The organism is Mycobacteroides sp. LB1 (genome assembly GCF_013449725.1).
Lineage (GTDB): Bacteria > Actinomycetota > Actinomycetes > Mycobacteriales > Mycobacteriaceae > Mycobacterium.
In genome coordinates this window covers 374783-400296 of sequence record NZ_JACCFF010000003.1, presented here as the reverse complement: position 1 = coordinate 400296, position 25514 = coordinate 374783, and the positions used below count along the sequence as shown (strand labels likewise).

The window sequence follows — 25514 nt, the reverse complement described above, 5'->3', positions numbered from 1 at the left end:
CCACCCTACCGATAGGGTCTGGCACTGATGCTCGTCCGACTTCCTGCCCAGCTGAACCGAGTTGCCGTCGCAGCGATGGCACTCATCCTGACGCACCTCGTGGTTCGCGGTGTGTTGGCGTTCGGGGGCAATTTCTACTGGGACGACCTGATCCTGGTCGGCCGTGCCGGCACGCAGGGCCTGTTCTCGCCGTCGTACCTGTTCGACGACCATGACGGCCACGTCATGCCCGCAGCCTTCCTGCTGGCGGGCATCATCACCAAGCTCGCACCACTGAACTGGTTCTGGCCCGCGTTGAGCCTGGTGATCCTGCAGGCATTGGCGTCCCTGGCGCTACTGCGGGCGCTGTGGGTGATCCTGGGATGGCGGCCGGTGCTGCTTGTTCCCCTCACCTTCGCGCTGTTCACACCGTTGGCGATACCAGGATTCACCTGGTGGGCCGCCGCACTGAACTCCTTGCCGATGCTGACCGCGATGTGCTGGTTCGTGGGCGATGCGGTACTGCTGGATCGCACCGGAAACCGCCGGTACGCGGCGACGGCGATGAGCGCGTTCCTGGGCGGCCTGCTGTTCTTCGAGAAGTCGGTGGTCATTCCATTCGTGGCGTTCGCGGTGCTGGCGCTACTGGCCTATCTGCGCGGGCACGGGTGGCTCGCACTGACACGGACCTGGCGGCGGGGCGTCTGGCTGTGGATTCCCGCGGGCGCACTGACCGCGGGATGGATCGCGCTGTATCTGGTGGTAGTCGACCAGAAACGGTGGAGCACCGACCTGTCGATGACATGGGCCCTGCTGCAACGGTCGTTCACGCACGGCATGCTGCCCGGCTTGGTGGGCGGGCCGTGGCGCTGGGACCGATGGGTGCCGAGCTCCCCCTGGGCTGAGCCGTCACTGTTCATGATCTGCCTTGGGGCACTCGCGCTGGGGGCGACGATCGCGCTGACCTGTCTCCGCAAGCGGCGGCTAGGGCTCGTGTGGCTGACGCTGTTGGGTTACCTGGTGGCCAGTCAGGTGCCGATCTATCTCATGCGCTCGTCCGCGTTCACGGCGCTGCTGCTCGCGCAGACCTTGCGGTACCTCCCGGACCTGGTGGTGGTCGCGACGCTATTGGCCGCGGTCGGGCTCACCGCCCCCAATCGTCCGGGCAGCGGGTACTTGGACAACTCTGCACGACGCACCACGGCGGTTGCGTTGGCATTGACCATGTTCGTGGGGAGCAGCCTGGTCTCGACGGTCAGTTATCTGCGTAGCTGGCAAAACAATCCCGCCTCGCCCTACATCGCCAACGTCAAGGAATCATTGGCCGCGGTCGCGGGCGGGCCCGCGGTGCTCGACCAGGAGGTAGACCCACTGGTGCTGCAGAACGTGGTGCGACCGGAGAACCTGCTGAGCCACATGTTCGCCCTGGTGCGCCCCCGACCAGAGATCGGTTCCACCACCACCCAGTTACGGATGCTGGACCGCAATGGCGACCTGCTGGACGCCCAGGTGACATGGACGCGCGCCATCACCGAGGGGCCGGTCCCCGACTGCGGCTATCTGGTGCAGTCCACAGCGACCATGCCGCTGACGGGACCGCTACTCCCTGCGGACTGGGTCGTCGAACTGAATTACTTGGGCAACACCGAGGGCGCGGTGTGGGCCTCGCTCACCAACGGACCCAGGGTTAAGGTTCCGGTACGCGGCGGGCTTAACCGGGTGTTCATCAGACTGCCAGGTTCGGGGAATTCACTTACTCTGCAACCGATTACACAGTCGCTGTCGTTATGCGTAGCCGTCGGGCCGGTGGGAGCGCTCGCTCCCCGGTAGATTGGGCGCCATGCTCGGAGAACTGGCTTTGACCTGGACCGGACGACTGTCCGCTCCTGTCCTTGAAAAGCTACTCGACCTGCCCGAACCCCTCACCACCGAAGTGCAGACGCGGCGGGACATCAAGGTGACGATGCCCGACGGCGTCCAGCTCGCGACCGACCACTTCCGTCCACCCGGGCAGGATCCGATGCCAGTCGTCATCTTTCGCACTCCGTACGACAAACAGGGCATGATCGGCCAACTGTGGTCAACATTGTTGGCTCGTCAGGGATTTCAGGTAGTGCTGCAGGACACTCGGGGTCAATTCGGCTCCCAGGGCAGGTTCGACGCGTTTCGGCAGGAACGCGAGGACGGCCTGGCCACCGCGGCCTGGATTCGGAAACAGCCGTGGTGCGACGGCACGCTGGCGACCGCCGGGCCGTCGTATCTCGGGCACACCCAGTGGGCGGTGGCGCCCTATGTCGAGCCACCGTTGGCGGCCATGTGCCCGGCGATCACCACCAGCAATTTCACAGAACTCTTCTACCCTGGCGGGGCATTCAATCTGCACAACCTGCTGAGCTGGTCGGCGGCGATCGGTTCACCGGAGGGCTCGCAGCTGACTCGCCTGCTGCGTGTGGGTGCCCACGAGAAGCGGGTGCGCCACGCCATGGACCATCTCCCCCTGGGCCAGGCCGACAACGCCGCGATAGGGAAGCCAGAACCGTTCTGGCGCACAGTAACCGACCACACCGACGACGATTATTGGGACGAGATCAACCATACCCCGAGGCTCGCGACGCTCAGCACACCCGTGAGCATGGTGACCGGGTGGTGGGATCTGCTCCTAGTGGGCCAGCTGCGCGATTACACCGAGCTGCAGCAGGCCGACTGCCCGCGACGTATCACCATCGGCCCGTGGGACCACACCAAGTCAATCAAGACGGCGATTACCGACAGCTTTTCGTGGCTGGCAGCGCATCTACACAGCGATACCTCGTCGACCCACCGCGCACCGGTGCGAATCTACCTGCAGAAGGCCGGGCAATGGCTGGACTTCGAGCAGTGGCCACCTAAAGAGTCGACGCCCACTCCACTGTATCTGCAGGCCGATCGCGGTCTTGATTGGCAAGCACCGCAAGGTGATAACTCCATCGATACCTTTTCGTACGACCCGGCAGACCCCACGCCGGTGGTGGGTGGGCCATTGCTGGACGCCAGGGCTTCCGGCCAACGAGACAACTCCTCGACCGAGAAACGTTCCGATGTACTGGTTTTCACCACCGGGCCGCTCACGAGCGACCTGGATCTAATCGGCCCCGTCTCGGCATCCGTATACGCGACAACCGACAGCGGTCAGGGCGACCTCTTCGTCAGGCTCTGCGATGTTGACCGAAAAGGTTTGTCCCACAATGTCACCGACGGAATCGTCAGGCTGAACGGCATGACGGGTTCACCGGTGGAGGTGACCATGCATCCCACCGGGTACCGCTTTGCGCGGGGACACCGCCTGCGGATACAGGTCAGCGGGGGCGCCTTTCCCAATCACGCCCGCAATACCGGCACCGGCGAGCCACTCGCGACCGCTAGCCGCATCCTCCCGATACGCTTCGAGATACGCCATGACAAGACACACCCGTCGACCATTACACTGCCGGTGATGCGCACATCGTGATCATGAAATACCTTCCCGCCCTGGGAATTATCGGGATCCTTGTTGCCGCGTGCGGAGGCGGCGGCGCGTCCGAAAGCCGTCCCACCCTTATCCAGGTCGGCGGTACCGGTGGCGGCGCTGAGACCAAGGTGGTGACGGCGGAAGTAGGCAGGCCCGGCGTCCTTGGTCAGCAGGTGCAAGATGGCGATCTTGCCTTCGTGATCACTCGGGTGAGCAATGCCGGTACCGTCGGCGACCCGGCCAATCCGGCCTTACAGGCGAATGCAACCGGCGCCTTTGTCGTCGTACACGTCGAAGTTCTGAACCTCGGTAAGGTGACGCATTCCTTCCTCGGGGACACACAGAAGCTTCGGGATGCGGCCGGTAAGGAGTATGTGCCCGACAGTATGGCAAACATCTTGGCGCGCAACGCCGAACAACTCGAACCCGGTGCGGAGCTCAGACCCGGCGCACAGAAACGTTCCGCACTCGTCTACGACGTGCCCGCCGGCACTGTGCCCAAGGAGATCGTCCTGCACACCGAGAGCGGATCCAAGGGCGCCGCGGTAATGCTCGGCTAGTCGGCCGACGGGAACAGCGCGTAGGCGATCTGCGAGGCAAGTTCCCTCGGATCAGCATCGTTGCGTGAATCGGCAAGCGCCCCACTGGACCACAGTGAGACGAACCCGTGCACCAAGGACCATGCCGCACGGGCCGCGGTGGCGCTGTCCGCCGATGTCTGCCCCGGCGTCAACGTCGCGATCCCGGCATTCAAGGCGGCACCGGCACGGTCTCGCGCGGCATTCAGCGGTCCATCGATGGAATCAAGGAGCGCGGGCTCGAACATCACGGCGTAGTGGCCCGGATTGGCCAGGGCGAAGTCCACATAGGCCAGCGCGGCGGCATGGAAGTCGGGGTGTGCACCGTCGAGCGCCTCGGCGAGCTTGGTGAATCCGTCGGCGGCCAACGCGGTGAACAGACCGCGGCGGTCTCGGAAGTGGTGGGCGGGCGCGGCATGCGAGACGCCCGCTTCACGAGCCAGTTCGCGCAGCGATAGGTCTGCGGTGCCGCGGCGGGCCACCATATCGGCGGCGCTGGCCAGTATTGCCGTCCTGAGATCGCCGTGGTGATACGACATCACACCAGCATAGCCCGAGATCTTGACAGTGACTAGTTCTTGGGTATCGTAGAACTAGTCACTGTCAAGATTGGAGAACGGTCATGGCTCCACTGATCGCGTTAGTACTAGGGACCGTGCTGGCACATCTGGCCGGTGCCCAGGGATTCACACCCGTCGATTCCTGGCCGGCAGCCGTCGCAGTCGGTCTCGCCGCGATGTTCACGCTGACCGGGATCGCGCATTTCGTACCGAAGATGCGTGACGCGATGATCGCCATCGTGCCGCCCCGGCTTCCGGCGCCCGGACTCCTGGTGGCATTCACCGGGGTACTCGAACTACTCGGCGCGATCGGCGTGGTGGTTCCCCCGACGAGGGTGCTGGCGGCCGCCTGCCTGGGCCTGCTGCTGGTGGTGATGTTTCCGGCCAATGTGTATGCCGCGAACCAGCGGACCAACCCGCTCTCCACGCCATTGGGGTGGCGCACCGTCGAACAGCTGCTGTTCCTCGCGGCGACGGCGATCGTCGTCTGGGGCTAGACCATGTTCCAGACGAGGACCGCGGCCAGGACTCCCATCCCGTTGAGCGACCAATGCAGTGCAATGGGCGCCAACAGGCTGCCACTGCGGCGGCGCAACCAGGTGAAGACGAATCCGGCGATCGCGGTGGCGACCACCGCGCCGGCGACACCGGCGACCTGCGCCCACGGGCCGACGCCAAGCAGCTTGGTGAGCCCTACGTTTCCAGTCGTGAGGCCCAGCGAGGTCGCGATATGCCAGAGGCCGAACAGCAGCGACCCCGCGGCCGCGACCCCGCGGAAACCCCAAGCCCTGGCCATCGTCCCGTGCAGTACGCCGCGAAACGCGAGCTCCTCGGGGATCACTGTCTGCAGCGGAATCAGGACGAAGGAGGCGAGCAATGCGCCCGACACCGTCGTCGCATAGTGGCTGTTGAGGAACATCGGTCGGGTCATCGGCAGCAGAAGTCCGATTCCGATCACAGCGCCGACGATGACGACCGCGACGGCCGCGTACTTGGCGCCCGAACGCCAATGGTCACGGCCCAAGCCCAACTCGGCCCAGGAGTGACCGCGGTAGCGGATCAAGGCGAGCAGGCCGAAGGCGGCCACCGGGATCACAATGATGTTCGCCCACGGGGTGGTGAAGTGGGCAATCAGATTGGTGGCGACAAGAACAGCGACCACAACGGCGATATCGATATAGGTGCGCACATCCCGCAATCCGTGCAGGGGCGCGGCAGCCGCCGAGGTCTGAGTAGGCATCCGGTCCAGGGTACCGGCCCTCCCGTTGCCCCAGGTCAGAGTGTGATCCAGTCGTGAGTACGACGTGACGGTGCCATCCGGCGTCAAAGTCAGCCGGATTTCGGCGCCCGCTGCGCCGCAGTAGGGGGCGGCGATGCGGCCGGGTGCTCAGACCGCTGTGGCGGTGCACACAACACCGCCGCGCTAGCCGGGAACATAATGCGCCTTCCCGTAAGTTCTGGAATCGTGCTCACCCTGTTGCTGGCATTCGCAGGATTCGCCTGCCTGGATGCACTCAACGTGCTCAATATCGGCGTCGCGACGGCGATTGTGTACGCCAGCCGGCTGGAGCGCAGATCCGCACTTCCCGGCGGACTCAGCTTCATCACCGGGCTATTCGTGGCGCTGTTCACATTCGGGGTGGCGACGGTGCTCGGTGTGCGCTCGTTGACCGACGTATCCGCGGGTTCCGACATCACCCCGTCGACTCGGTACTGGGCGCAGCTGATCATCGGAATCCTGCTCATCGCGTTTGCATCATTGACGTGGTTCTCCGAGCCGGTGACGCCGCCGTGGATCCGCAGTATTGCGCGACGCCATCCGTGGCTTCTTGCGCTTGTGGGGCTCGCGCTGGGATTCGCGGAGGCTCCGACATCGGTGCCGTACCTGAGCGCGCTGGCGATGCTGGCCTCGCGTCACCCGCTGCCGGGGATGTGGCTGCTGCTAGTGGTCGGCTACGGCGTGATCGCCACGCTGCCGAGTCTGCTGATTCTGGTGCTCTCCACGCGACGGTCTCCTGACGCGCGACGGGTGCAGCGCGCGTTGGTACGCACGGTGACACGACACGGACCCATCGCGATCCGCATCATCTTTCTATGCCTGGGGGCCGTCCTTATTACCAATGCGCTGGTACATCACAACGCAATGTGGAGTCACTAGCCAGCGGTGGCGTTCGACGGCCGCACCAACAAACTCGGCTGACCACCCGCTGTGCTCAACCCCACGATGAGCACAGCGATTGATCAGCCGACGCATTCGATCTTGATTAGCCGAACGAATACTCCGGACATTACTGTCAGTAAATAGTGCTTGTCAATCACTTACCCTTCCGATAGGTTGCATATCGCTCGGACACCCGCAAACCTACGATGAACAGCACAGCATCGACGTGTATCGTTGGGCAGCGGAGCGACAGCATGTAAGGGGGTACGGTGCCTGACTTTTCGCGGCGATTGAGCCATCTGTTTGCCACCGTGCACCCGGCCGGGCGCGGCCCCTATTCCCTCAACGAGGTGGTCGCCGCACTTGCCGAGCACGGTGTCGAGCTGTCGTCGCCCTATCTGTCCCTCCTACGCAAGGGCGAACGATCGAACCCGGCTCCGGAGATCGTCGCGGCGCTGGCGGCGTTCTTTCAAGTGAGCCCCGCCTACTTCTATGACACCGATTACGCCGAATCAGTGAATCGCGATCTGGATTGGCTTGTGCAGCTGCGCGACTCGAAAGTGCGTGAAATCGCGCAACGCAGCTACGCGTTATCCGAGCACAGTCGGCAAGCCATTGCCGATATGGTCGATCACCTTCGCAAGGTGGAAGGCATACCCGACAAGGAAGCCAAGGCCTCCAAGCCTTCCTGACGCTCTCGATAAGCCTCGGCGATCGCGAGCACCCAAGCCTCATCGCTCACACCATCTGGAGCTCGGAGCCATTCGGAGCTGAATCCCGGAACAGTTTGGCCGACCAGCCAATTCGCTACAGCCAAGGCACGTTCCAACTTACCGCTCAGGACTGGAGTGTCGGTTTCCAGCGGGACTTGGCGGCTCTGCGCCAACAGTGTGAGGCCGTCCTGGATATGAGTACTCCACTCGAATACTTTGTCCAACAATCGGATCCACGACTCCGCCGGCGGAACAAGCCCCGGAAAAATATCGGTAAGTGCATCGTGCAGCGGTCGGAGCCGACGCATCTCCCGCCGTGCCTGAACACGCAACATCACCGGCGCCCAGAGAAAGCCCAAGACCATCAAGATCGCAGCGATACCGCCAGGCCCGGTCTGAAGCCACAGCCCATACGCGCTCCCCATGAACCCCTCGCCGCGTGTCAGGGGGCCCCAGATCCCTCCGCAAATACTCTCAACGATCTGGGCTATCGACGCGGCCGTCAACAACCCAAGGCCGATCCCGACGGGTGTGCGGTCAGCGTGCCTGAACCCGACCCACGCGAGCTGAACGACCACGAAGATCACATACACATTGCTTATTACAAATGCAGCGACCGCTGCGGGATCACCATCAGTCCGGAGGATTTCGGCTGCGGCGTTTATATCGTCCATGCCGCCGATCACCCGGCTATGGCTCGCCAACACCGTGATAACGATGAGCACAAGGACGGCCACCACAGAGGTGTTTCGCAGCCCACGGCGAATACGTGCCGGCGAAGCATCGCCGGCAATGCCGACGACGAAGACCTGTAAACAGGCAACGATCGTGATAGCCGGCCAACCACCCATGCTGATGGTGCGCACACTCGGCGGCAGCAACGACCACACCCAGTCGTCGAATATCAGCAGCCAAATCCACGCCCACACTCCGAAAGCCAACGCCGCGTATGCCGGAACTGAAGTCGGATGTCGCGTTATCCGCCAGATTCGGTAGAGCAAGATCGGCAGGAAGCATCCCAGCACCACGAACCGGACAGCCCGCAGGCTCTCCCAGGCCGCCGCGTTGGCACTCACGTTCTCGCCGACAGACTCTCGCGTTTCGCTTCCTGGCCCACCCAATCCTCCTCATGGTTGCGATACGCATCGGCGATCGCCAGCACCCAGTTCTGATCGCTCACACCTGTTGGAGGGCGGAGCCATTCACAGCTGAAACCCGAAACCGATTGGCCAGAGATCCAATTCATCACGCCCAGCACGTGGTCGGCTTGATCCGCGGGAATCGGCACACCTGTTTCCACCGGAATCCCGCGGCGCTGCACCAAGAGAGTGAGGCCGTCTTGTATATGTGTCATCCATTCAAATACTAAATCCGACAACCTAATACGAGATTCCATCGGTGGAAACAGCCCCGGAAAAAGATTGGCAAGCGCGTCGTGAAGCGGTCGGAGCCGACGCTTGTCCCGCCGCGCCTGAGTACGCAACATCACTGGTGCCCAGAATAGGCCCATGATCATCAAACCCGCACCGAGACATCCGAACAGGCTCTGCAGCCACATACCGGAGTAGCTGGAGATGACGTCGTGTCCGTGGCTCAGCATCCGCCAAATCCCTCCGGAGACCACGGACAGAATCTCGAATGCCGCGGCAGCTCCCAACAAACCCAGGCCGGTACCGACCGGTGTTGCGTCTGCATTCCGCAGCCCAAGCCAAACGAGTTGAACCAGCACCACTATCAGGTAGGTGTTGCTTACCACTAAGGCAGTGTTTGATCCACGATCGCCACGACCGTTCATCAGCACATTGGCGAGCGTGTACAGATCATCCGTGGCCGTCAGTGCGTGGCTGTTACTCATGCACACGGCCACCGCTGTAAGAACAAGCGCCGCTACGGTGAAGACGATTCGTAGATCACGACGTATCCGCGCCGGCAAGACGTCTGCACTGATGCCTACGGCGAAGACCTGCAAGCAGGCCGCGATAGTTACCGTCGCTCCACCGCCGATGCTGGTAGCCCGAACCACCGGCGGCAGGACCGCCCACACCCAGTCGGTGAATGCGAGAAGCCAGACCCATACGGTCACTGCGCAGCTCGTGACCGCAACCGCCGGAAGAGATGTCGGATACCGCACTAACCGCCAGGCCCGATACAACAGAACCGGCAGAAAGCAGATCAGGATTGCGATACGCGCAATCTGCATGAACTCCCACTCGGAGTGGGTAATGGTCACCCCAGTGCGTCATCCACGTAACGGCTCCACCGCGGAGAGACACCTCGCCCCGCCCGCAAGCGACGTACCAGCAGCGCCGCGAACCGCTCAGCAGCCAGCTCGTCTTCCGGCCATTGGTCGCCGACATGAGCCGCATCGTCAACTCCGCAACTGCGTTGCAGCATGCGGGCAACCAGCTCTGGTGGCACCGCCCGGACGTGTTCGGCCGCAAACTCCGCAACCGGCAATCCGCGGTGCCCCAACACCATGTGCCCTAATTCGTGTGCGATCGTGCGGTCACGGCCGACGACTCCCCGGCCGACCTGCACGAGATCTCGATCGGGGAAGGAGATCCACTGGCCGAAGACGCCGGCCGACAGTGGTGCATCCTCGATATCGACTACGCGACCGTTGGCTTCCGCCCAGCTGCGGGTGACATCGACAATCGACTCCGGCACACCGGCGGCAGCGGCCAGTACCTCATCCACCGCAGCAACGATCGAACCCTGACCGCGCCGCGCGAACCACATGGTCATTAATCTAGCGACCCGCAGCGAGAGATACAGCAGAAGGCGTGTCAACAGCCCCCAACCAGACGGGATCTACGTCACATCCAGCTCCAGAGTGGAGCTGCCCGGGGGAATCGAACCCCCGACCTATTCAGTCGCGGAAAAGTGGACTAACACGGACAGTCAGCAACAGTCAAGGACAGTCGAAAAATAGCCGTATACCTGCGGATACTTCCGATTTTGGACAGTCATGGACAGTCGAACACAGTTGCGAAAAGTCGTCACGTCGTGCGAATTAGTGTCCATTTAGTGTCCACCGTCCTGGGCGATGCCGGATGCCTACGGCTGGCCGCTGATCGCCCGGTGCACGGCGGTCGCGGCTTCGCTGTGCGCCCGCCCGCGTGCCATGTACGCGCGCTGAGTCATCGAGGGGTCAGCGTGGCCGAGCACATCGGCAGCGATCCGTGCAGACAGCCCGGCGTCATCGAGGATGGTCGCCACGGCCTTGCGGAACCGCGCCCTGCTCGTCAACGGCGTAACCCTCACCGGTGAGGTGCGATCCGTCAGCACGCACACCCACGGCGACGGCTCACAGTCCATTGACATCAGCTTCGTGCCGGACGAATCCGCCGACACCGTGCGGCTCATCGAATCCATGGGAGTTGACCAATGACCACAACCGCCAAGGGCAGCGCCATCGAGATGTGCGCCCACCCGGATTGCAAGCGAGACAACGGCAAGCCCACCCACACGCCGGACGGCATGTGTCAGGGCTGCCAGCGCCGCGTCGCCAGCGCGCTGGAGCGCGTCGTACTCGATTGGGTGCAGCTGCACCAGCTCCCCGCACCCAACAAGGGCGACAAGATGCGCGGCGCCAAGGTGAAGGACTACGGCCACCCCGCCGAATGGGCCTCAGACATGATGACGCAGATCGCCACATGCCTACGGGCAGCGCACGACAATCTCGCGAGCTCAGTGGCAGAGCAAGGCCACAAGCCGCCCGGCGAGGGTTACCCCAGTGAGCGGGCGGCGGTCGTCTCGGCGCACACCTACCTCGCGACGCGAATCGACAAGCTGTGCCGCCAGGACTGGGCGCCCGACATCATCGCCGAATGGCATGGGCTGCACTCGAAAGTCCGTAGCCAATTGGGCCTCACGAGGCCGCGTATCGCGCTGCCGACGCCGTGCCCTGACTGCGACATGCGGACACTGACGCGGTACATCGACGTGCAGCGCGACTGGATTGAGTGCGGCAACTGCCAGACGCAGATCCGCAGCGAGCACTACCCGCTGTGGACGCGGATGGTGCTTGAAGAGCTTGTCACCGAGGCGCACTCATGAATCTCACCGCCGCACACCGCAACTTCATCTAGCCTCTGATCATGATGGACAGCAACGCCCTTCGCATCGCTGCGCTGTGTAGCGATGTCGTCAAAGAGCACATTTTATGGATCGAAGGCAATGATCGCGCCCGCAGCGGATCGAATATTGACCAGGACGATGCCAAGTTCACGGTGATGTCAATGAGTGAACTCGTTGTCACGCCCTTCAAGAGCGCGTTGGATTGCCTCTACGTGGTCTGTAGTTCCCTCCTGGACCTGGGTCGTGTACGCGGGATTGGGCACCCCGCACTCGTGCGCTCATCGATCACCGGATCCGCCACGTCACTTTGGATTCTTGATGACAACTCGCTGACGCGGCGAACGCGGGCATTGATGATCGCTCGCGAACAGTGCAAGAGGGAGCTTGAATTCGCAGCGGGCCTCTCCCCGGATTGGTATGGCGCCAACCGAGACCTAGACCCATGGCTCATCCGCCTGAAAGAGCGCGCTGAGGAAGTGGTCACTGACGGAGACCGCCTCAACATCGGCCGTTCAACCATCGAAAAGAAGACCAGTGACACGGAGATTGTGCGACTCGGCGGGGAGCGGATTCCAGCAATCGCTCTGCCGGGACACCAGCCTTCGCCGCACCTCTTGTCAGAGTGGCGATTACTCAGTGGCAGGGCACACGGTTTTCATTGGTCCGCGAGGTACGCCGTAGAGGAGCGCCCAGGCAGCGATGAACGATTCGTTGTCTACGACAGTGCGATTCCAGCTGATCGATTCCTCGGCAGCGTTCGGGTCGCAATGGTGGCCACACGGACAGCGATGGATCGCTATGCGGCCGCCGCCGGAATCGGTCCGATCGATTTACGCAAGCCATGGGAGTTGAGCTAGTCGGGTCATCCAGGAGCCCGGAGGTACGGAGCGGACACGCCGAGAACTGGCGAGATGCGAGAACCCAAGTGTTACATGTATTATCGAGGGGACTGACAGAGCTATACCCACACTCAGAACCCCTTCGTACACGCGGAGGGGTTTTCGCATTTCAGGGGTGAACATGACTGCGGTTCTCGCGCCGGAAGGCGCCGACTCCCTCGTTACCGCCGAAGAGGCAGCCACCATCTGCGGCGTCCGGTCCGTCACGGTCCGTCAATGGGCCTCAAGGGGATACGGCCGCGCTAAGGACAAGATCAAGCTTGCGCAGAGCGGGCAGGATGACCGTGGCCGCAAGCTGTACCGCCTGCTTGACGTAGCCAAAGCTGAGCACGCCACACGTGGCCTAGCACGGCGATGAGCCTTGGCCTGATGCGCCAGATCGAAGACCAGGCAAGACTATTCGCCCAAGCTCAAATCGGCGGTGACGAAGACGCGGCGGACGACATCTGCGCAGAAATCGACCGCCTCAATGATCTCCTTGAGCGCGAAGTTTCTTAACCACGTCCGGAACAATCCCATCCGGATCAGTACTGCCGTTAATTAGGTTCAAGCCCATCCGTCGTAGCCTGCTGTTTGACTGTCGAATTTCGTCGTCCAGCTGTCGCCCTCGCTCCTCGAGGGTGGCCATGCACTCGCGAATCGCCCGGTCAATAGGCGTATCTCCAAACGATAGTGCTGGGGATGAGGGTTGGCGATCAAGGCTGGCCTCCGAGAAGTCTGCTAACCCAATAGTCAACTTGCCGAACATGGTCAGCTTGACGCGATCTATGTGCGTCTGGACCCTTGCAGCACGCTCTGGGGTGGACAGCGAACCGTCGCGGAGTTCGACCAAATTAGCCAGTCCAATGTCGCGCTGAGTCGGATCATCTGACAGAGCCCGGGTGAGCGCGGCCTCCTGACGTGACTGAAACTCATTGTCCCGCACCAGTTCATCACGCTGTTTCTCCAATTGCACGAGTCGCCGATGCTTCAAGTATGCAATCACGCTCGGCGGCGTCGCCGAGACAAACGCGGTCACGGCAGCCGTTGCAACAGCAATCCAGAATGTCGCCATCTACGGATTCTATCGCCGGATGGCCTGGCCAGAGGATTGAAAACATGGCCAGCCGAAACACCACACTCCGCGACAAGCACAGACGCTACCTAGCGCGAGGCAAGCCGCCTTGCTATCACTGTGGTGGGGCTATCGACTACGAGGCCAATCACCTTGAGCCACTGAGTTATCAGGTCGATCACCTTGTGCCGCTGGCCAAGGGTGGAATCGATACACTCGACAACAAGGTGCCATCGCACCGAAAGTGCAACCGGGACAAGAGCGACAAGCTCCCCGAAGACATAGGCGCCCAGTTCGTCACCGAAAGATGTTGGTGGTGACCACAACGCCACAGGTGATGTCATCGCTGACGTACTACGCCAAATGCCTAGGCGGCTTTGAGTGCCACGCTGACGGCCACGAAGACACCGCCCCGCCCGGATACCCCTCCCCTGGCGTCTGGTCGCACCTCATGGCATAGGCGGCTTTCTATACACCACGTTTTCCACCAGAGCCTCCGCTAAACAACGATTGATCGCAGGCTAAGGTTCAGCGTTCCGTTCAGCTCCACTCGTGATGTTGAAAGAACCTGGGAAGGTCTGCTCGGCGAGGCTCCCTGCCCTGGCATTGGGGGGAACGCGAACACTTTCGTTAGGCCCCCGCTGGCTCCAGACGTTCACCATTTCGTGGCCCGTCTCCGGCCACGCGAACGCGGCCATCTTGTAACAGCTACGGAAACCGGTTCGCTGAAAGGTCAGAGCCGCAGGACGATAGATGCGTCTCACGGGCGGCAGCTCAAAGGAGATCAGGAACTCAAATCCTCCAATCTCGAAAAAGCCCCCGAGAACCTCGCTGCCCATGCTCGCGAGACGGACTCGCACCGAGTTCGGGATCACAGGTACGTCGTGGTCACGATCAAGTAGCACATACATACCCCACTGCTTAGGCCATTCAGCACCGCGCCAAAGTATCTCGGCGAGCACGTCGTTAGTAACCCCAAGGCGAAAGCGATAGGCGCGATGGCCATTAACTACAAGGGCTTTCGCTTCTATCGCACCCCAGAGTGCCTTGAGTAGCCATAGCTCCAGATGTGGACCATTTACCATGGTGAATCCACGAGCAAAATCGACGACTCCCTGGTGCCACGTCATATCAACCAGGTCGTCGCGCAGGTGGGCGAAGAACTCCGCGGCAACAGAGTCAAGCGGTGACAGAGCCTTGTTATGTCTCTCGCACAACATCCTGGTCGATACGCCTTTGATGCCGACTGTCTTCTTTTCACTACTTGCCTGCCATGACGCACCCTGGACGGCAACGACCTTCTTATCGGCCGAAATACGCTCCAGGAGATCGTCGCTGATCCAGTGTTCAAGTGTCAGTTGATCGTCGCAATCGTTGCTAACCCTCGCGTAGCAGCGGGGATTGGCATAGCCGCTTCGTGGCCCCGTAATTAGGGCCGGAGGACGCTCCGCGACCCACGTGTGGTCAGTAGCCCGATGGCAACGCTTCGTCTGCCTGCGAGAGCCGCACGGACAGTGATCGTCCGGCGCCGGGCCGTACAGGGGGTTGTGTCGAACGTCGGGATCGCGCACGACCTTGTCAAGCCGCCTCATATGACCTCCGACCGATCGATACCGGGAGAACATCATCACACGCAATCAGGGCTACGGCGCGCGTATCCCCGAGGTGACCGCTGTCGACGGCCAGCCGTCGATTCGGTGGGTACCGGACGAGGTCTAGTCAATGCCGGTGATGCTGGCGGCCCGCGAGGGTGACCAGGCCGACTTGTTGGGGTCGATGCGCGATCGCATTGCGCCGGTCGTGCTGGACCCCGAGACGAACACCCGCGAGCTGGCGTCGCTGTCGCAACGCCTGCTGGAGATCTTGCGGGACCTTGATGACGGCCCCGAGTCGCGCAAGTCCCGCCGCGAGCTGCTGGGCAAAGTACGCATACGGGTGGCGACTGCGGTTGACCACGCAAGCACTCCGATTCGCGATCTGGCGGCGCTGTCAAAGCGCCTGCTGGACATCGCCGAAGATATCGCAACGCTGGATCAGCTGGCGGGTGACACTGACCCGATCGCGAAGGCCGCGAAGATCCCTGACAGCACCGATATTGCCGTCCCTGCGCTGTACGCCAAGGCGCGCCATGTGATCCCACCGGACGACATGGTGTCGACGGAGTGGCCGTCCATCTGCGAGATCTGCCGGTTGCTCGGAATCGGCTTCGACGACTGGCAAGACGACCTGGGCCGCCTGATTTTGGCGAAGCGCCCGGACGGCCTGTACGCCTCTGATACCACGACGATTTCGATCCCCGGCAGTCCGGTAAGACGTATCTGATCGGTGCGATTGCGTTCTCGCTGTGCATCAAATACCCCGGCCTGCGGTGCATCTGGACCGCCCACCTGTTCAAGACGGCCCGCGAGACTTTCGAGTCAATGCAGGCCATCGCCGACCTGCCCAATGTGAAGCCGCACATCAAGCGGGTTTACAGCGGATCCGGCGACGAGAAGATCATCTTCACCAACGGTTCGGTCATCATGTTCGGCGCCCGCGAACGCGGCTTCGGCCGTGGCTTCCCGGACATCGGCATCCTGATTTTCGATGAGGCACAGATCCTCACCTCGAAAGCCCTGGATGACATGACGCCGTCGACGAATGTCGCGAGAAATCCGCTGATCCTGACGATGGGCACGCCGCCCAAACCTGATGACCCGAGCGAGTTTTTCGTGACTCAGCGTCTCGATGCTGGTATCGATGTCGATGGCGAGGACAGCGCGGAGCTTGACGACGACGGGCCACGTGAGTCGCTGTACGTCGAGTTCTCGGCTGACCGTGGCTGCAACCCTGACGACAGGGCGCAGTGGCTCAAGGCCATTCCCGCCTTCCCGAGTCGGGTCAGTGAGCGTGCAGTTCGACGTATGCGCAAGATCCTCGGCGAGGCGTCGTTTCTGCGCGAGGGCTTGGGCATCTGGGACAAGATCCTGCGGACCAAGCGGATCATCTCCAAGAGCTTGTGGGCTTCGGCGATTGACGTTGGGCCGGAGTCCAATGCGTTGCCGTCGGCGATCGGCGTCGATATGTCGCATGCGCGCGAGATTTCGATCTCGGCGGCGTGGGCGCTCGACGGTGGCCGCGTCCATGTCGAAGAGGTGTGGAGCGGATTCGATGTTGCGGCCGCGAAGATTTGGCTGGCTGAGACATCGAAGAATGTCGACATCTTGATCGATTCGGCCTCCCCTGCGGCGGCGATGCTGCCAGACCTGGTGGCACGGCGCTGCCGAGCTCGCCAGACCGGCGCTCAGGACATGACGAAGGCGTGCGGCGCTTGGCTCGACTTGATCGATTCGGAGCTTCTGGACGACGGCTTGCCGCTGCTGACTCATGACGGCGAAGGGCCGGTAACCGACGCGGTTGCCGGTGCCAAGAAGCGCAACATCCGCGACGCGGGCGGCTTCGGCTGGGACCGCTCAGACAACAGTGTGAATATCGCACCCCTGGTATCGGGATGCCTTGCAGTACTTGGGGCTACAACCCGGGGGCCACGTAAACGAGCAAGCAGAAAGGCGGTGTACTAATGGTCGCACCGTCAACTGATCTGGCTCGCCTCATGGACTCTGGCGACCTCACCGCGGCCGCGGCGCAAATGCTCGGCAAGATGCGTTCACAGCTCGGGCAGGCGCGTCGGGTCAACGAGAAGAAATACACCCTCTACGAAGGCAGGCATCAGGCCCGCAATCTTGATATCGCTGTGCCGCCGCACCTTGCCGACCTTGAGGTGTTCGTGGGAACGCCCGGCATCGTTGTGGACGTGCTCGCTGAGCGCATCGAATGGGACGGATGGTCCGTACTGGGCGGCGACAGCGCCGTGCTGGACGATGCGTACCGGGACGACGCTCTTGACGTTGAGCAAGCCCGTCAGGCTGTCGACTCGCTGATCTGTGGGACGAGCTTCGTCGGTGTTGGTACCGGTGACGCAGACCTGTTTGAGCCCGACGTGGTGGTGAGCGCTGAGTCCCCCATGGATGCGACGGTGCTGTGGGATTCACGGCGCCGAACCGAATCTGCTGGCCTGATTCAGCGCCGCGACCCGGTGACCTCTGTAGTGACTGCCGAGGTGCTGTACACCCCGCAGGCCACAATCACGCTGCCGCGCGGCAGCGACGGCCGGTCTGTCGATGTCCAGCGCGACACACACAACCTCGGCGTGGTGCCGATGGTTCAGTTCCCGAACCGTGAGCGCCCCTCCGATATTCGTGGGCGCTCCGAGATCACGCCGCCTGTCCGGTACGCAACCGAAGCGATCGGTCGGACCCTGCTGGGCATGGAAATTAACCGCGAGTTCTACACCGCGCCACAGCGGTATGGCCTCGGCGTTGACCCCGCCCAGTTCGGCATCGACGAGCACACTTCCGCTGGCGAGAAGCTGGTAAAGCAGTGGAACGTCGCGATGTCGCGCATGAACTTCATTCCGGCGCCGGAGAATCCGGGCGATCCGCTGCCGCAGATCGGACAGTTCACCCCGGCCCCGCCGACGCCGTATATCGAGCAGGTCAAGCACTACCTGCAACACGTCTCGGCCGAGTCCGCGATTCCGTGGAACTACCTCGGATTCTCCACCGACAACCCGCCGTCCGCTGCCGCGGTGCGCGTGCTTGAGTCGCGACTAGTCAAGCGCGCCTTGCTGCGCCAGCGCATGTGGACGCGCGCCTGGCGCCAGGTGGCCTACCTGATCATGAAGCACCGCGACCCGTCCGCGACTTTCGCATCGGTGTCCGGCGTCTCGCCGAACTGGTGCAACCCGGCTACCCCGACACCGGCATCGGACGCTGACCGCGCATCGAAGCTGGTCGGATCAAAGATCCTTGACGCGCAGTCCAAGGTGACCATGCGTGAGGTCGGTATCTCCGAGCGAGACCAGAAGCTCATCGAGCAGGAGCGCCGTCAGGGCACGGTAACGAAGCTGATTGATCGCCTCGCGACTTCACCTGTGCAAGAAGTGCCCCCGCCCCCGCAGGGCGCGGAGCCGGACCTGGTAGATGCTAACCGAGGCCGCTGACTTCCAGCTGCTGCTGACCCGATTGGCTTTCGAGCTCGGCAGCGAAATCACAGACCTGTTGGCCCGCATCGCCGGACTGACATTGCCCGAGCAGCTGGCCTATGTCACCGACGCGTATCCGGATGTGGTCACGCCATATCTGGCGGCGGCCAATGACCTGACGCAGACGTGGTACGAAGCGCTGCCGGTGGTGGCCGCGTCGGCGACGGCACCGGAATTCGACACGCTGGCGGCGCCGCTGACGGAGATTGACGGGCTAGCCATTTCGGGCCGATGGGCGTTGACGCAGAGCAAGCCAACCGACTCCCTACAGGGGTCGGGGACGCGGGCGATTTTCGACCAGTCCCGGCGCACCGTCACTGAGAACGTCGCCCGCGAGGTCGGCGCCCGCTGGGCGCGCTACGCCTCGGCGAACGCTTGCAACTTCTGCAAGATGCTCGCCACACGCGGCGCCGTATTCACCTCGGAGGCGTCGGCCTTGAGCGTGACCGGGCGCAGCGTCAACGTGGCACCACACCACCATGATCGTCGGGCTACTCAGTAGCGGTCTCGCTGGCCTCAAGCTGTCACAGGATCGCCGAGCCAGCGGCCCCAGCGAGCCAGATCAGTGACCGTCGATCAGTGGCTTGATCTTGCCGTTGGGCTGCTCGCAGGCGGAGTGATCGGCACACTCATCAAGTCGTGGGTGGACCGCCGAAACGGCAAGGAGGCCAACGGCGCTGCTGACTGGAAAGCCTTCGCCACTGAGCAGCGCGAAACCTTCAAAGCCGCGATGGCCGAGCAGCGCGAAGCCCACAATGCCGCCATCGCCCTGGTCGATGGCCGGGTCACCGCGCTCGTCGCCGAAGTCGGCAAGGTCCGGGCGCAACTCGACACCGAAACCAAGCTACTCAGCATCGCCCTGGCGCACCTGCGCGAACTACGTGCGTGGATCACCCGAGGCGGCAACGGCGAGGTGCCACCACTGCCCGAACAGCTCGAAGGACGGCTGTAGCGAACTATTTGTCGATCCGCTGTTAGTGTTCTGGCTGCCCCCGCGCTCACCTCCCCCCCGTTGGTTCGAGCGCGGGGGCACCCTCATCGTTTTTGAGCACTTCCAGTACCTCCCGCACCGGACCGGCGCCCCACATGTAGACCGTCCAGTGTTTGCGGCTAGGAAACTGGAAAGTTCCCTGTCGATGAACCACTACTCACACCAGCACTCGGCGCCTGGTCTCACTTGAGCGAAGTTTGTGCAGATCGCTGACAGTTCAGAGACTGTTTCCGAACTGTCAGCGGCAAGATGCTCAAGAACCCTGGATTACGTCGGCTTTTGCATGTCATGATCACGGTGTACATTCCTTTGCTATGTCCGAGAAGAAGACTTTCCGCACCGGTAAGGGCAAGCTTATTTCCGTGCGGGAATGCCACCGGATATGGCCCACACGTCGGCGCGAAAGCCTCGATCAAGGTTTCCTAGAGGCTCGACTAACTAGGTTGCCTTCGGCGGTGAAGGCGTTGGCGGTGCTCGCGGCCGTCGCGATCCCGCTCACCGGTGTGCAGCCCTCGGCGAGCGCCCCGGTGGCCTCGGCAGCCGAACAGTTCGGCCTAGCCGCGACAACAGCGTTCCAAGATTCGGCCGCCGGACTCGACACCTCCCTGACCAGCAAGCAACGCTCCGCAGGCCTGCCGGTGAACCCGGCCGCCGGTTTGGTGTCTCAGAGCCCGGTGGGTGCCGTGGAGATGGTGCTACCCGCAAACTTGGGCAGTGGCCAGCTCACCTCGGCTGGGCAGATGGTCTACCCCGATGCTGGCGCAGGGTTTGACCTACTGGCCGAAAACACCCGCGACGGCTACCGCACCGTGGCCCGGATCAACGAACCCTCCGGCGCGCGGTCGGTGTCCACGTTTGTGCGCACCCCGGCCGACACGGTGATGCTGATGCACTCCAGCGGCCACCTCACACTGAACCGGGCCACCCCGCAGGCAGAAACGCTCGGGGTGATGTCCCCGGCCGAGGCCCGCGACTCGGGTGGGAACATCGTCTATTCGGCGTATGTGGCCAAACAGGTTGCCCCGCAGCTATACCAAGTCTCCGAAGTCATCTCACCCACCGACACCACCGCATGGCCGGTCTACGTCGACCCGCCGCTGGCCGTGGGTGACGGGTACTCACAGTTCGGCTGGTCCGATGTCGGAGACACGGTGGGCGGCGCCGTGAGTGCTGTCGGTAACGGCTTCAAGAAGGCCGGAGACTTCTTAGGCAGCGCAATGGCAGCCCAAGCCGACGGCAATGCCCTGCAAGCCCAAGCGGTATCGCAGACCGTGCAGGAACACCCCACCCAGTCGGCGATGCTCATCGGCGGCGCCGCGCTGATGGCCACCGGGGTGGGCTCAGCCCCCGGCGCCAGCCTGCTCACCGAGGCTGCGCTCGCGGTGAACAACACCTCCATCGCCGTCGAGGCCATCGCGTCTACGGACCCCAATAACAAGGGCCTGCAAAACTTCTCGGCCGGGATGCAGATCGTTGCCGCTCTCACCCCACAAGGACTCACCAAGAAAACCATCGGAAATGTCGCCGAGAACGCCGTCGAACAAGGCCTCAAAAAGGGTACCGACGACATCGCCTCCGAGGCAGCCACCGTCACCCGCGTAACCCCTGAAACAGCCACCGACCCAACCAAACTTTCCCAAGAAGTCGCCGCAGCCGCCAAAACCCCCGAGGTACCCAAAGCCCCCAACGCGCCACCGTCAACTTCGTTGCCGGCCTGCTCACATATGGATTGCGGGCACGTCAATGAAAACCCTTCCCTGGTGTACAACGCGGGCACGATGCCTGAGCATTTCGACCACAAGCTTGATGCTATTGAGAAAGGTCAGCCCAGCACTCTGACACGGGGTAACCCCATAGACACTTCCGGTCGGCGTCGAGACGCTTTGGGGGGCATACCGACTCAGACCGGCAAGGCCCGTGATGAGTACCCGTTTGCGTCCACCGCCGAGGGCGGCGAGGGCTCCTCTGTCCGATATGTTCCGCGGGATGAAAGCAACCGGGAAGGCCCGCTAATCGGCGGCTTCTATAAGAAGAACCAAGTCGGAGAAGGCGACCGTTTCAACCTTGCATTTCGGGGCGACGACGGCAGGGTTCGATGCGCCACGTGCGCCATCGATCAACGCGCTGCCGACAGGCAGATAGCGGCACGGCCCTCACCGCAGTCGCCATCAAAGCTGCCCGCGCGACCGTCGTCCCCGGCTGAACAGCGTCAGGTGCAGCAGGCCGGTGCTGAGCAGGCATCCCAGGCGCAGCGCTCCAAAGCCTTGCAGGGTGCCCGGACGGTCAACAGCGTGGCCCAGCAGCAATCGCAGCACAACAGCGAGCCGCAGACCGTACACGCCCGGCCCGAATCCGAAGCCCAGCAGCGCGACAACCAAGCCGTACGCAATAACTCGGTCACGAGCCAGACCCGTGACCACGCACGGGATGGCGCCCGTCCTAACACTCAGAACACCGCCAGCACCCATAATGGAAACGGCAGCTCGCACGATAGCGGCTCGCACTCCAAGAACAGCGGCAGCAAGAAGAACAACAAGGGCAACGGCAAGGGCAACCGCGCCAAACGCAGCCGCACCGGCCGCCACTAGTAACGATTGACGGGAGTAAGCCCTTGCGGACGGTTGAAGAGCTGACCGATGTCGATGAGCCAGCCTGGCCGGAAATCCAGAAGTGGGTCAGTAGCGGTGCACACAAGGTTCTGCCGATATCGAACGAGCGGGCCAAGGCTGAGCTTGAATTGCTACAGGTGACCGTGCGCTCTGGTGCGGGCGCGCTCACCTACAACTGTGGCGGCATCCTTGCCGATCACGGATGGCTCAAGATCTTTGGCGGCGGCACCGACACTTTCCCCAGCCTGCATAACATGACAGGCAGCGGGCTAATGGTTTGCGCCATAGACATTCTCGGCGGGGTCTTCGCCGCAGACTGGGGCGGCATCAAAGAGTCGAACGGAGAAATCCACTACTGGCCATTCGATGCGCTCAAATGGGAGCCTTGCGGATTCGGACACTACGACTTCCTACACTGGGCGCTGACGTGCACAGACAAGGTCGATGGCTTCTATCAGGACTGGCGCTGGACCAACTGGAAAGCTGACGTCGAGAACCTGCCAGCCGATGTCGGTATCGGACTCTCACCGCCGCCGACGACACGCGAGGGTCACGACATCAACAAAGTGAGCCGCCGACCCATACCGATGGTGGAAATCTGCCGCGAAATGCAGATGTACGAGGGCTTCTTCGAAGACACAGATCGGTATCCAATCGACTGGAACCCTTCACCGGCGAGTATCTAGAAGCCACCCACAGATGTCCGTATCTGTCCCAATCAGTCACCCGAAACTGGGTTTGCTGACTATCCGGCTGTCGGACCCACCGCGTAGAACTGGCCAATGGAAGCCAACAAGGCCATTCGCGAGATCATCGAAGAGATGCCGCACTTCTTCGGCCTGACCCGGAAGCAAACCATTGGCGCCGAGGGCGAAACCGAAGCCGCGGTGTACACGCAGGAAGACATCGCCGGTCACGTCTCATCGACTCTCATGGCCAAGATCAACACCAAGGGGTGCTCGGTTCTCGAGCTGCCGAACGTTGAGAACGACGAATACGGCAGCCGGACAGTTCGGATTCCGATCACTGGCCAGGGGTGGGCCTACGGCGAGGTGCGGATCGATGACCGGCGCGGCCGGCTGGTGATCGTGGACATTCCTTCACGACTGCCTATCGACGACGCTCCCCTGGTCGCAGCCGCGCTACTGGCCGCCCAGCCAAATCGGAGCCAATGGGATACGGGCGGATAGTCACGGATATGCAACCAGCCCCAACGCCTACCAACTCAGGGGCGGGACTGATTGCCTTTTTTGGTTAGCCCGTTCGCTTCAGGTTGAGGGTCACACCGCCCGAGAATGCCGAGTCATGCAACTTGGCCTGATCGGGCTCAGTCCCTGCGGGAACGTCAAAAGCGATTTGAACATCAATCTTGTTGCCGGGATTGATCTCTGCCAGTAGTGACGTGTCCCCCAGGTACGCCGATGCGGTGCTATCCGCTGAGAAGGTCTTGCCGCCAGCGATGAGCTTTTGATTGTCAGCGAAGAACGTCTGGGGCTTGTCGCTGATGTTGGTCACCGTCATCGACAGCACGGCCCATTCGCCCTGTGCCTTCTTCTGCATGAACTGATTGTCATCGCGGCCGACAACCTTCTCACCCACGTCAATCTTGTCGACCACGAACGCGAACTTGCCATCACGCACCTCAGCGCCAATCCCCGGCGCCGACTTCTCTCCGGGCGCCGCCGCACTGCCACCTGACTGTGGCGCAATCGCGGCTGGCGTTGCGCCAGTGGGCTTCTGGCTTTCCTTGTTGCCGCCAGCAAGGCCGATAACGATCAGTAGAACTACAACGCCGCCGACAATCCATGGCCATTTCCGGCTCCGCTTGGGTGCTGGCGCTGGTGCTACCGGGGGCGGGGGCGGCGTGTTGGTCCAGTTGGTGCCATCGAAATAGCGCTGCCCTGGCGCGCCTGATGGATCGGGATACCAGCCTGGTGCTGCCGACTGCGGTGATGACATTCGTGAAGACCTTCCCCTCGAAACGATGCCCCTGACCGACGGAAGCGTACGCGGCGCTCACAGCGTCTGCACAGGGTTCTCGCGTCTATGCCAAGAAGTCGATGACCTTGGCGGCGAACCCGTTCGATCTCGTCATCGATCCTTGGTCTTGCCAGCTAGAGAGGCTCGCCGATATCGGGAAGCAGCGCCAAATCCTCGGGCTGCCCATTGCGAAAGAGAGCAGCAAGCTCGCGCACGCGCCTATTGGCCCAGTTCACGTCAAAGTCGCTTAGCCATTGGTACTCGAACTTGAAACGCTCCTTACGGTCACCCACCCGCTTTGAAGCTTCGCTCGTGACGATGTCTTCGCAGTACCAGTAGAGAAGGTCATCCAGACCGCCCACCTTGTCGAAGCCGAGCTTGCCTCGTTCGTAGTACGCGAAGTGGTAGGCGCCGTCCTCATCAATGAAAATGTTGACATCGTCATTCTTCCGAAGAATCCCGACCGGCAAGGGCCGGACGCCCAGCCTCTCTGAAAGTGCATTGACCTCGGTTTGAAGCTCACTGGATCTATCGCCCAATGGGTGGTCCGTAGTCATCTAATACGCCCCCATCTAGTCAACTGGGCCGACATGCAGAAGCCGGACGCTACAGGGGCTCACAATATCCGGCGTCCAGACTCCTAGACTGGCGTACCGCGATTAGTGCCTGGTTTCAGAATCAACAGGTCGTCGTGCTCGTGCCGTCGGCACGCTTCAACGAAGGAGATCGCGGCGGATTTGTTGTCCAGGAACAGTTTGTACTGCTCCGTGTCGATCGCGTAATACTCCTCATAGTCAACAAGTCCGTTGCTCACGGGTATGGAGACGTAGTACCGGCCGGAATCGGTCTCCGTGCCAATCGAGTACCGATCGGGTTTAGAGAAGTGGACGTCTTCGAATCTTGTCACGGCTTCTATATCTCAGGGCAGGGTTTCAAAGGAGAATTCCGCGGTGCGCTGCCTCGTAATACTTAGCGATGTTGTCTCGCACCCACTGCAGCTGTTCAGCGCTGGTCTTGGGTTCGAAGCTCACCGATTCGGCCAGTTCTTCGAGGGACATCTCGGGCATCGGGGCAAACTTGGTGAGGTACTGCCAGCTGAAGGATCTGTCCTGGGGGCCGAACACATTGGGTGCGTCCAATGGCGCGATCATGCAATTTACGCTGCCCTCGCGCGAGGATTGATAGACCTGGACCTTGCAGTCCTCGGACCGGTAGTAGACAACCGAGCCAGTTCTTCCACCTTCATTGACATGGTCATCGATCACGTCCAGCGTAAAACCGAGATCGGAAAGCAAAGGGCCGACTATAGATTGGGCTTCTTCCGTGAACGCGTCATCCAT

General features: G+C 62.2%; 29 protein-coding genes and 1 pseudogene. 18 read left to right on the top strand and 12 right to left on the bottom strand.

Annotation, left to right across the window (positions count from 1 at the left end; translation table 11 throughout):
* Positions 1–27 precede the first annotated feature (27 nt).
* From MLB1_RS15645 to MLB1_RS15635, 3 genes are read left to right on the top strand one after another with little or no spacing between them, the layout of a single operon-like run.
* Positions 28–1809, top strand: coding sequence for a hypothetical protein (locus MLB1_RS15645; RefSeq protein ID WP_180750724.1), 1782 nt, complete (start codon positions 28–30; stop codon positions 1807–1809).
* 10 nt (positions 1810–1819) lie between these two features.
* Positions 1820–3466: a CocE/NonD family hydrolase gene (locus MLB1_RS15640; protein ID WP_180750723.1), complete on the top strand. Its 1647-nt coding sequence runs from the start codon at positions 1820–1822 to the stop codon at positions 3464–3466.
* On the top strand, positions 3463–4026 hold the full coding sequence (locus tag MLB1_RS15635) for a DUF4352 domain-containing protein (protein WP_180750722.1): 564 nt from the start codon (positions 3463–3465) through the stop codon (positions 4024–4026). Before MLB1_RS15640 ends, MLB1_RS15635 begins: the two co-directional genes overlap by 4 nt.
* Here MLB1_RS15635 and MLB1_RS15630 read toward each other — a convergent pair.
* On the bottom strand, positions 4023–4583 hold the full coding sequence (locus tag MLB1_RS15630; protein WP_180750721.1) for a TetR/AcrR family transcriptional regulator: 561 nt from the start codon (positions 4581–4583) through the stop codon (positions 4023–4025). The genes MLB1_RS15635 and MLB1_RS15630 overlap by 4 nt on opposite strands.
* A gap of 83 nt (positions 4584–4666) precedes the next feature.
* Here MLB1_RS15630 and MLB1_RS15625 point away from each other — a divergent pair, with 83 nt between their 5' ends.
* Entirely contained in the window at positions 4667–5101 is a 435-nt protein-coding gene (locus MLB1_RS15625) for a DoxX family protein (protein WP_180750720.1), read from the top strand.
* Here MLB1_RS15625 and MLB1_RS15620 read toward each other — a convergent pair.
* On the bottom strand, positions 5098–5793 hold the full coding sequence (locus MLB1_RS15620; RefSeq protein ID WP_180750863.1) for a CPBP family intramembrane glutamic endopeptidase: 696 nt from the start codon (positions 5791–5793) through the stop codon (positions 5098–5100). The two genes, MLB1_RS15625 and MLB1_RS15620, sit on opposite strands and share 4 nt — an antisense overlap.
* Positions 5794–6069: 276 nt before the next feature.
* Here MLB1_RS15620 and MLB1_RS15615 point away from each other — a divergent pair, with 276 nt between their 5' ends.
* On the top strand, positions 6070–6762 hold the full coding sequence (locus MLB1_RS15615; protein WP_180750862.1) for a GAP family protein: 693 nt from the start codon (positions 6070–6072) through the stop codon (positions 6760–6762).
* Between the two features lie 272 nt (positions 6763–7034).
* Positions 7035–7457: a transcriptional regulator gene (locus MLB1_RS15610; RefSeq protein ID WP_180750719.1), complete on the top strand. Its 423-nt coding sequence runs from the start codon at positions 7035–7037 to the stop codon at positions 7455–7457.
* Here MLB1_RS15610 and MLB1_RS15605 read toward each other — a convergent pair.
* From MLB1_RS15605 to MLB1_RS15590, 4 genes and pseudogenes are all read right to left on the bottom strand, one after another.
* A complete protein-coding gene (locus tag MLB1_RS15605; RefSeq protein ID WP_180750718.1) occupies positions 7397–8554 on the bottom strand; it encodes a hypothetical protein in 1158 nt (385 codons plus the stop codon). The genes MLB1_RS15610 and MLB1_RS15605 overlap by 61 nt on opposite strands.
* On the bottom strand, positions 8551–9708 hold the full coding sequence (locus tag MLB1_RS15600) for a hypothetical protein (protein WP_371750633.1): 1158 nt from the start codon (positions 9706–9708) through the stop codon (positions 8551–8553). The genes MLB1_RS15605 and MLB1_RS15600 overlap by 4 nt, the downstream gene beginning before the upstream one ends.
* Entirely contained in the window at positions 9705–10217 is a 513-nt protein-coding gene (locus MLB1_RS15595) for a hypothetical protein (protein ID WP_180750717.1), read from the bottom strand. Before MLB1_RS15595 ends, MLB1_RS15600 begins: the two co-directional genes overlap by 4 nt.
* A gap of 318 nt (positions 10218–10535) precedes the next feature.
* Positions 10536–10709 (bottom strand): annotated as a pseudogene (locus tag MLB1_RS15590) (site-specific integrase); the annotation flags it as partial.
* 156 nt (positions 10710–10865) lie between these two features.
* On the opposite strand from MLB1_RS15590, the gene MLB1_RS15585 reads away from it, so the two are divergent.
* The 3 genes from MLB1_RS15585 to MLB1_RS15575 all read left to right on the top strand — a co-directional run bounded on the left by MLB1_RS15585 (position 10866) and on the right by MLB1_RS15575 (position 12815).
* On the top strand, positions 10866–11537 hold the full coding sequence (locus tag MLB1_RS15585; RefSeq protein ID WP_180750716.1) for a hypothetical protein: 672 nt from the start codon (positions 10866–10868) through the stop codon (positions 11535–11537).
* Positions 11538–11578: 41 nt separating this feature from the next.
* A complete protein-coding gene (locus MLB1_RS15580; protein WP_180750715.1) occupies positions 11579–12415 on the top strand; it encodes a hypothetical protein in 837 nt (278 codons plus the stop codon).
* Positions 12416–12578: 163 nt separating this feature from the next.
* Positions 12579–12815: a hypothetical protein gene (locus tag MLB1_RS15575; protein WP_180750714.1), complete on the top strand. Its 237-nt coding sequence runs from the start codon at positions 12579–12581 to the stop codon at positions 12813–12815.
* Positions 12816–12923: 108 nt separating this feature from the next.
* Here the strand turns inward: MLB1_RS15575 and MLB1_RS15570 are convergent, their stop codons facing one another.
* Complete coding sequence (locus MLB1_RS15570) at positions 12924–13511, bottom strand: hypothetical protein (RefSeq protein WP_180750713.1); 588 nt, start codon at positions 13509–13511, stop codon at positions 12924–12926.
* 44 nt (positions 13512–13555) lie between these two features.
* Here MLB1_RS15570 and MLB1_RS15565 point away from each other — a divergent pair, with 44 nt between their 5' ends.
* Positions 13556–13831: an HNH endonuclease domain-containing protein gene (locus MLB1_RS15565; RefSeq protein WP_180750712.1), complete on the top strand. Its 276-nt coding sequence runs from the start codon at positions 13556–13558 to the stop codon at positions 13829–13831.
* Between the two features lie 201 nt (positions 13832–14032).
* Here the strand turns inward: MLB1_RS15565 and MLB1_RS15560 are convergent, their stop codons facing one another.
* A complete protein-coding gene (locus MLB1_RS15560) occupies positions 14033–15103 on the bottom strand; it encodes a hypothetical protein (RefSeq protein WP_180750711.1) in 1071 nt (356 codons plus the stop codon).
* A 130-nt stretch (positions 15104–15233) separates the two neighbouring features.
* Here MLB1_RS15560 and MLB1_RS24110 point away from each other — a divergent pair, with 130 nt between their 5' ends.
* The 8 genes from MLB1_RS24110 to MLB1_RS15525 all read left to right on the top strand — a co-directional run bounded on the left by MLB1_RS24110 (position 15234) and on the right by MLB1_RS15525 (position 23384).
* Positions 15234–15833 (top strand): hypothetical protein, encoded by a 600-nt coding sequence (locus tag MLB1_RS24110; RefSeq protein WP_255485963.1) that lies wholly within the window; start codon positions 15234–15236, stop codon positions 15831–15833.
* A gap of 98 nt (positions 15834–15931) precedes the next feature.
* On the top strand, positions 15932–17071 hold the full coding sequence (locus MLB1_RS24105; RefSeq protein ID WP_255485962.1) for a terminase: 1140 nt from the start codon (positions 15932–15934) through the stop codon (positions 17069–17071).
* Entirely contained in the window at positions 17071–18552 is a 1482-nt protein-coding gene (locus MLB1_RS15550) for a phage portal protein (protein WP_180750710.1), read from the top strand. Before MLB1_RS24105 ends, MLB1_RS15550 begins: the two co-directional genes overlap by 1 nt.
* Entirely contained in the window at positions 18533–19096 is a 564-nt protein-coding gene (locus MLB1_RS15545) for a hypothetical protein (protein WP_255485961.1), read from the top strand. Before MLB1_RS15550 ends, MLB1_RS15545 begins: the two co-directional genes overlap by 20 nt.
* A 63-nt stretch (positions 19097–19159) precedes the next feature.
* Complete coding sequence (locus MLB1_RS15540; protein WP_180750709.1) at positions 19160–19546, top strand: hypothetical protein; 387 nt, start codon at positions 19160–19162, stop codon at positions 19544–19546.
* Positions 19547–19899: 353 nt separating this feature from the next.
* Positions 19900–22173, top strand: a complete 2274-nt coding sequence (locus MLB1_RS15535; RefSeq protein ID WP_180750708.1) for a NucA/NucB deoxyribonuclease domain-containing protein — start codon at positions 19900–19902, stop codon at positions 22171–22173.
* 23 nt (positions 22174–22196) lie between these two features.
* The gene (locus tag MLB1_RS15530; protein WP_180750707.1) at positions 22197–22880 is read left to right on the top strand and encodes a DUF2625 family protein; all 684 of its coding nucleotides are present in this window, start codon (positions 22197–22199) and stop codon (positions 22878–22880) included.
* Between the two features lie 96 nt (positions 22881–22976).
* Entirely contained in the window at positions 22977–23384 is a 408-nt protein-coding gene (locus tag MLB1_RS15525) for a hypothetical protein (RefSeq protein WP_180750706.1), read from the top strand.
* Positions 23385–23448: 64 nt separating this feature from the next.
* On the opposite strand, the gene MLB1_RS15520 is transcribed toward MLB1_RS15525, so the two are convergent.
* The 4 genes from MLB1_RS15520 to MLB1_RS15505 form a co-directional block, all read right to left on the bottom strand.
* The gene (locus MLB1_RS15520) at positions 23449–24153 is read right to left on the bottom strand and encodes a DUF4352 domain-containing protein (RefSeq protein WP_180750705.1); all 705 of its coding nucleotides are present in this window, start codon (positions 24151–24153) and stop codon (positions 23449–23451) included.
* A gap of 155 nt (positions 24154–24308) precedes the next feature.
* Positions 24309–24731, bottom strand: a complete 423-nt coding sequence (locus tag MLB1_RS15515; protein ID WP_255485960.1) for an immunity 63 family protein — start codon at positions 24729–24731, stop codon at positions 24309–24311.
* Positions 24732–24814: 83 nt separating this feature from the next.
* Positions 24815–25081 (bottom strand): hypothetical protein, encoded by a 267-nt coding sequence (locus tag MLB1_RS15510; protein ID WP_180750704.1) that lies wholly within the window; start codon positions 25079–25081, stop codon positions 24815–24817.
* A gap of 25 nt (positions 25082–25106) precedes the next feature.
* On the bottom strand, positions 25107–25514 hold the full coding sequence (locus tag MLB1_RS15505; RefSeq protein WP_180750703.1) for a hypothetical protein: 408 nt from the start codon (positions 25512–25514) through the stop codon (positions 25107–25109).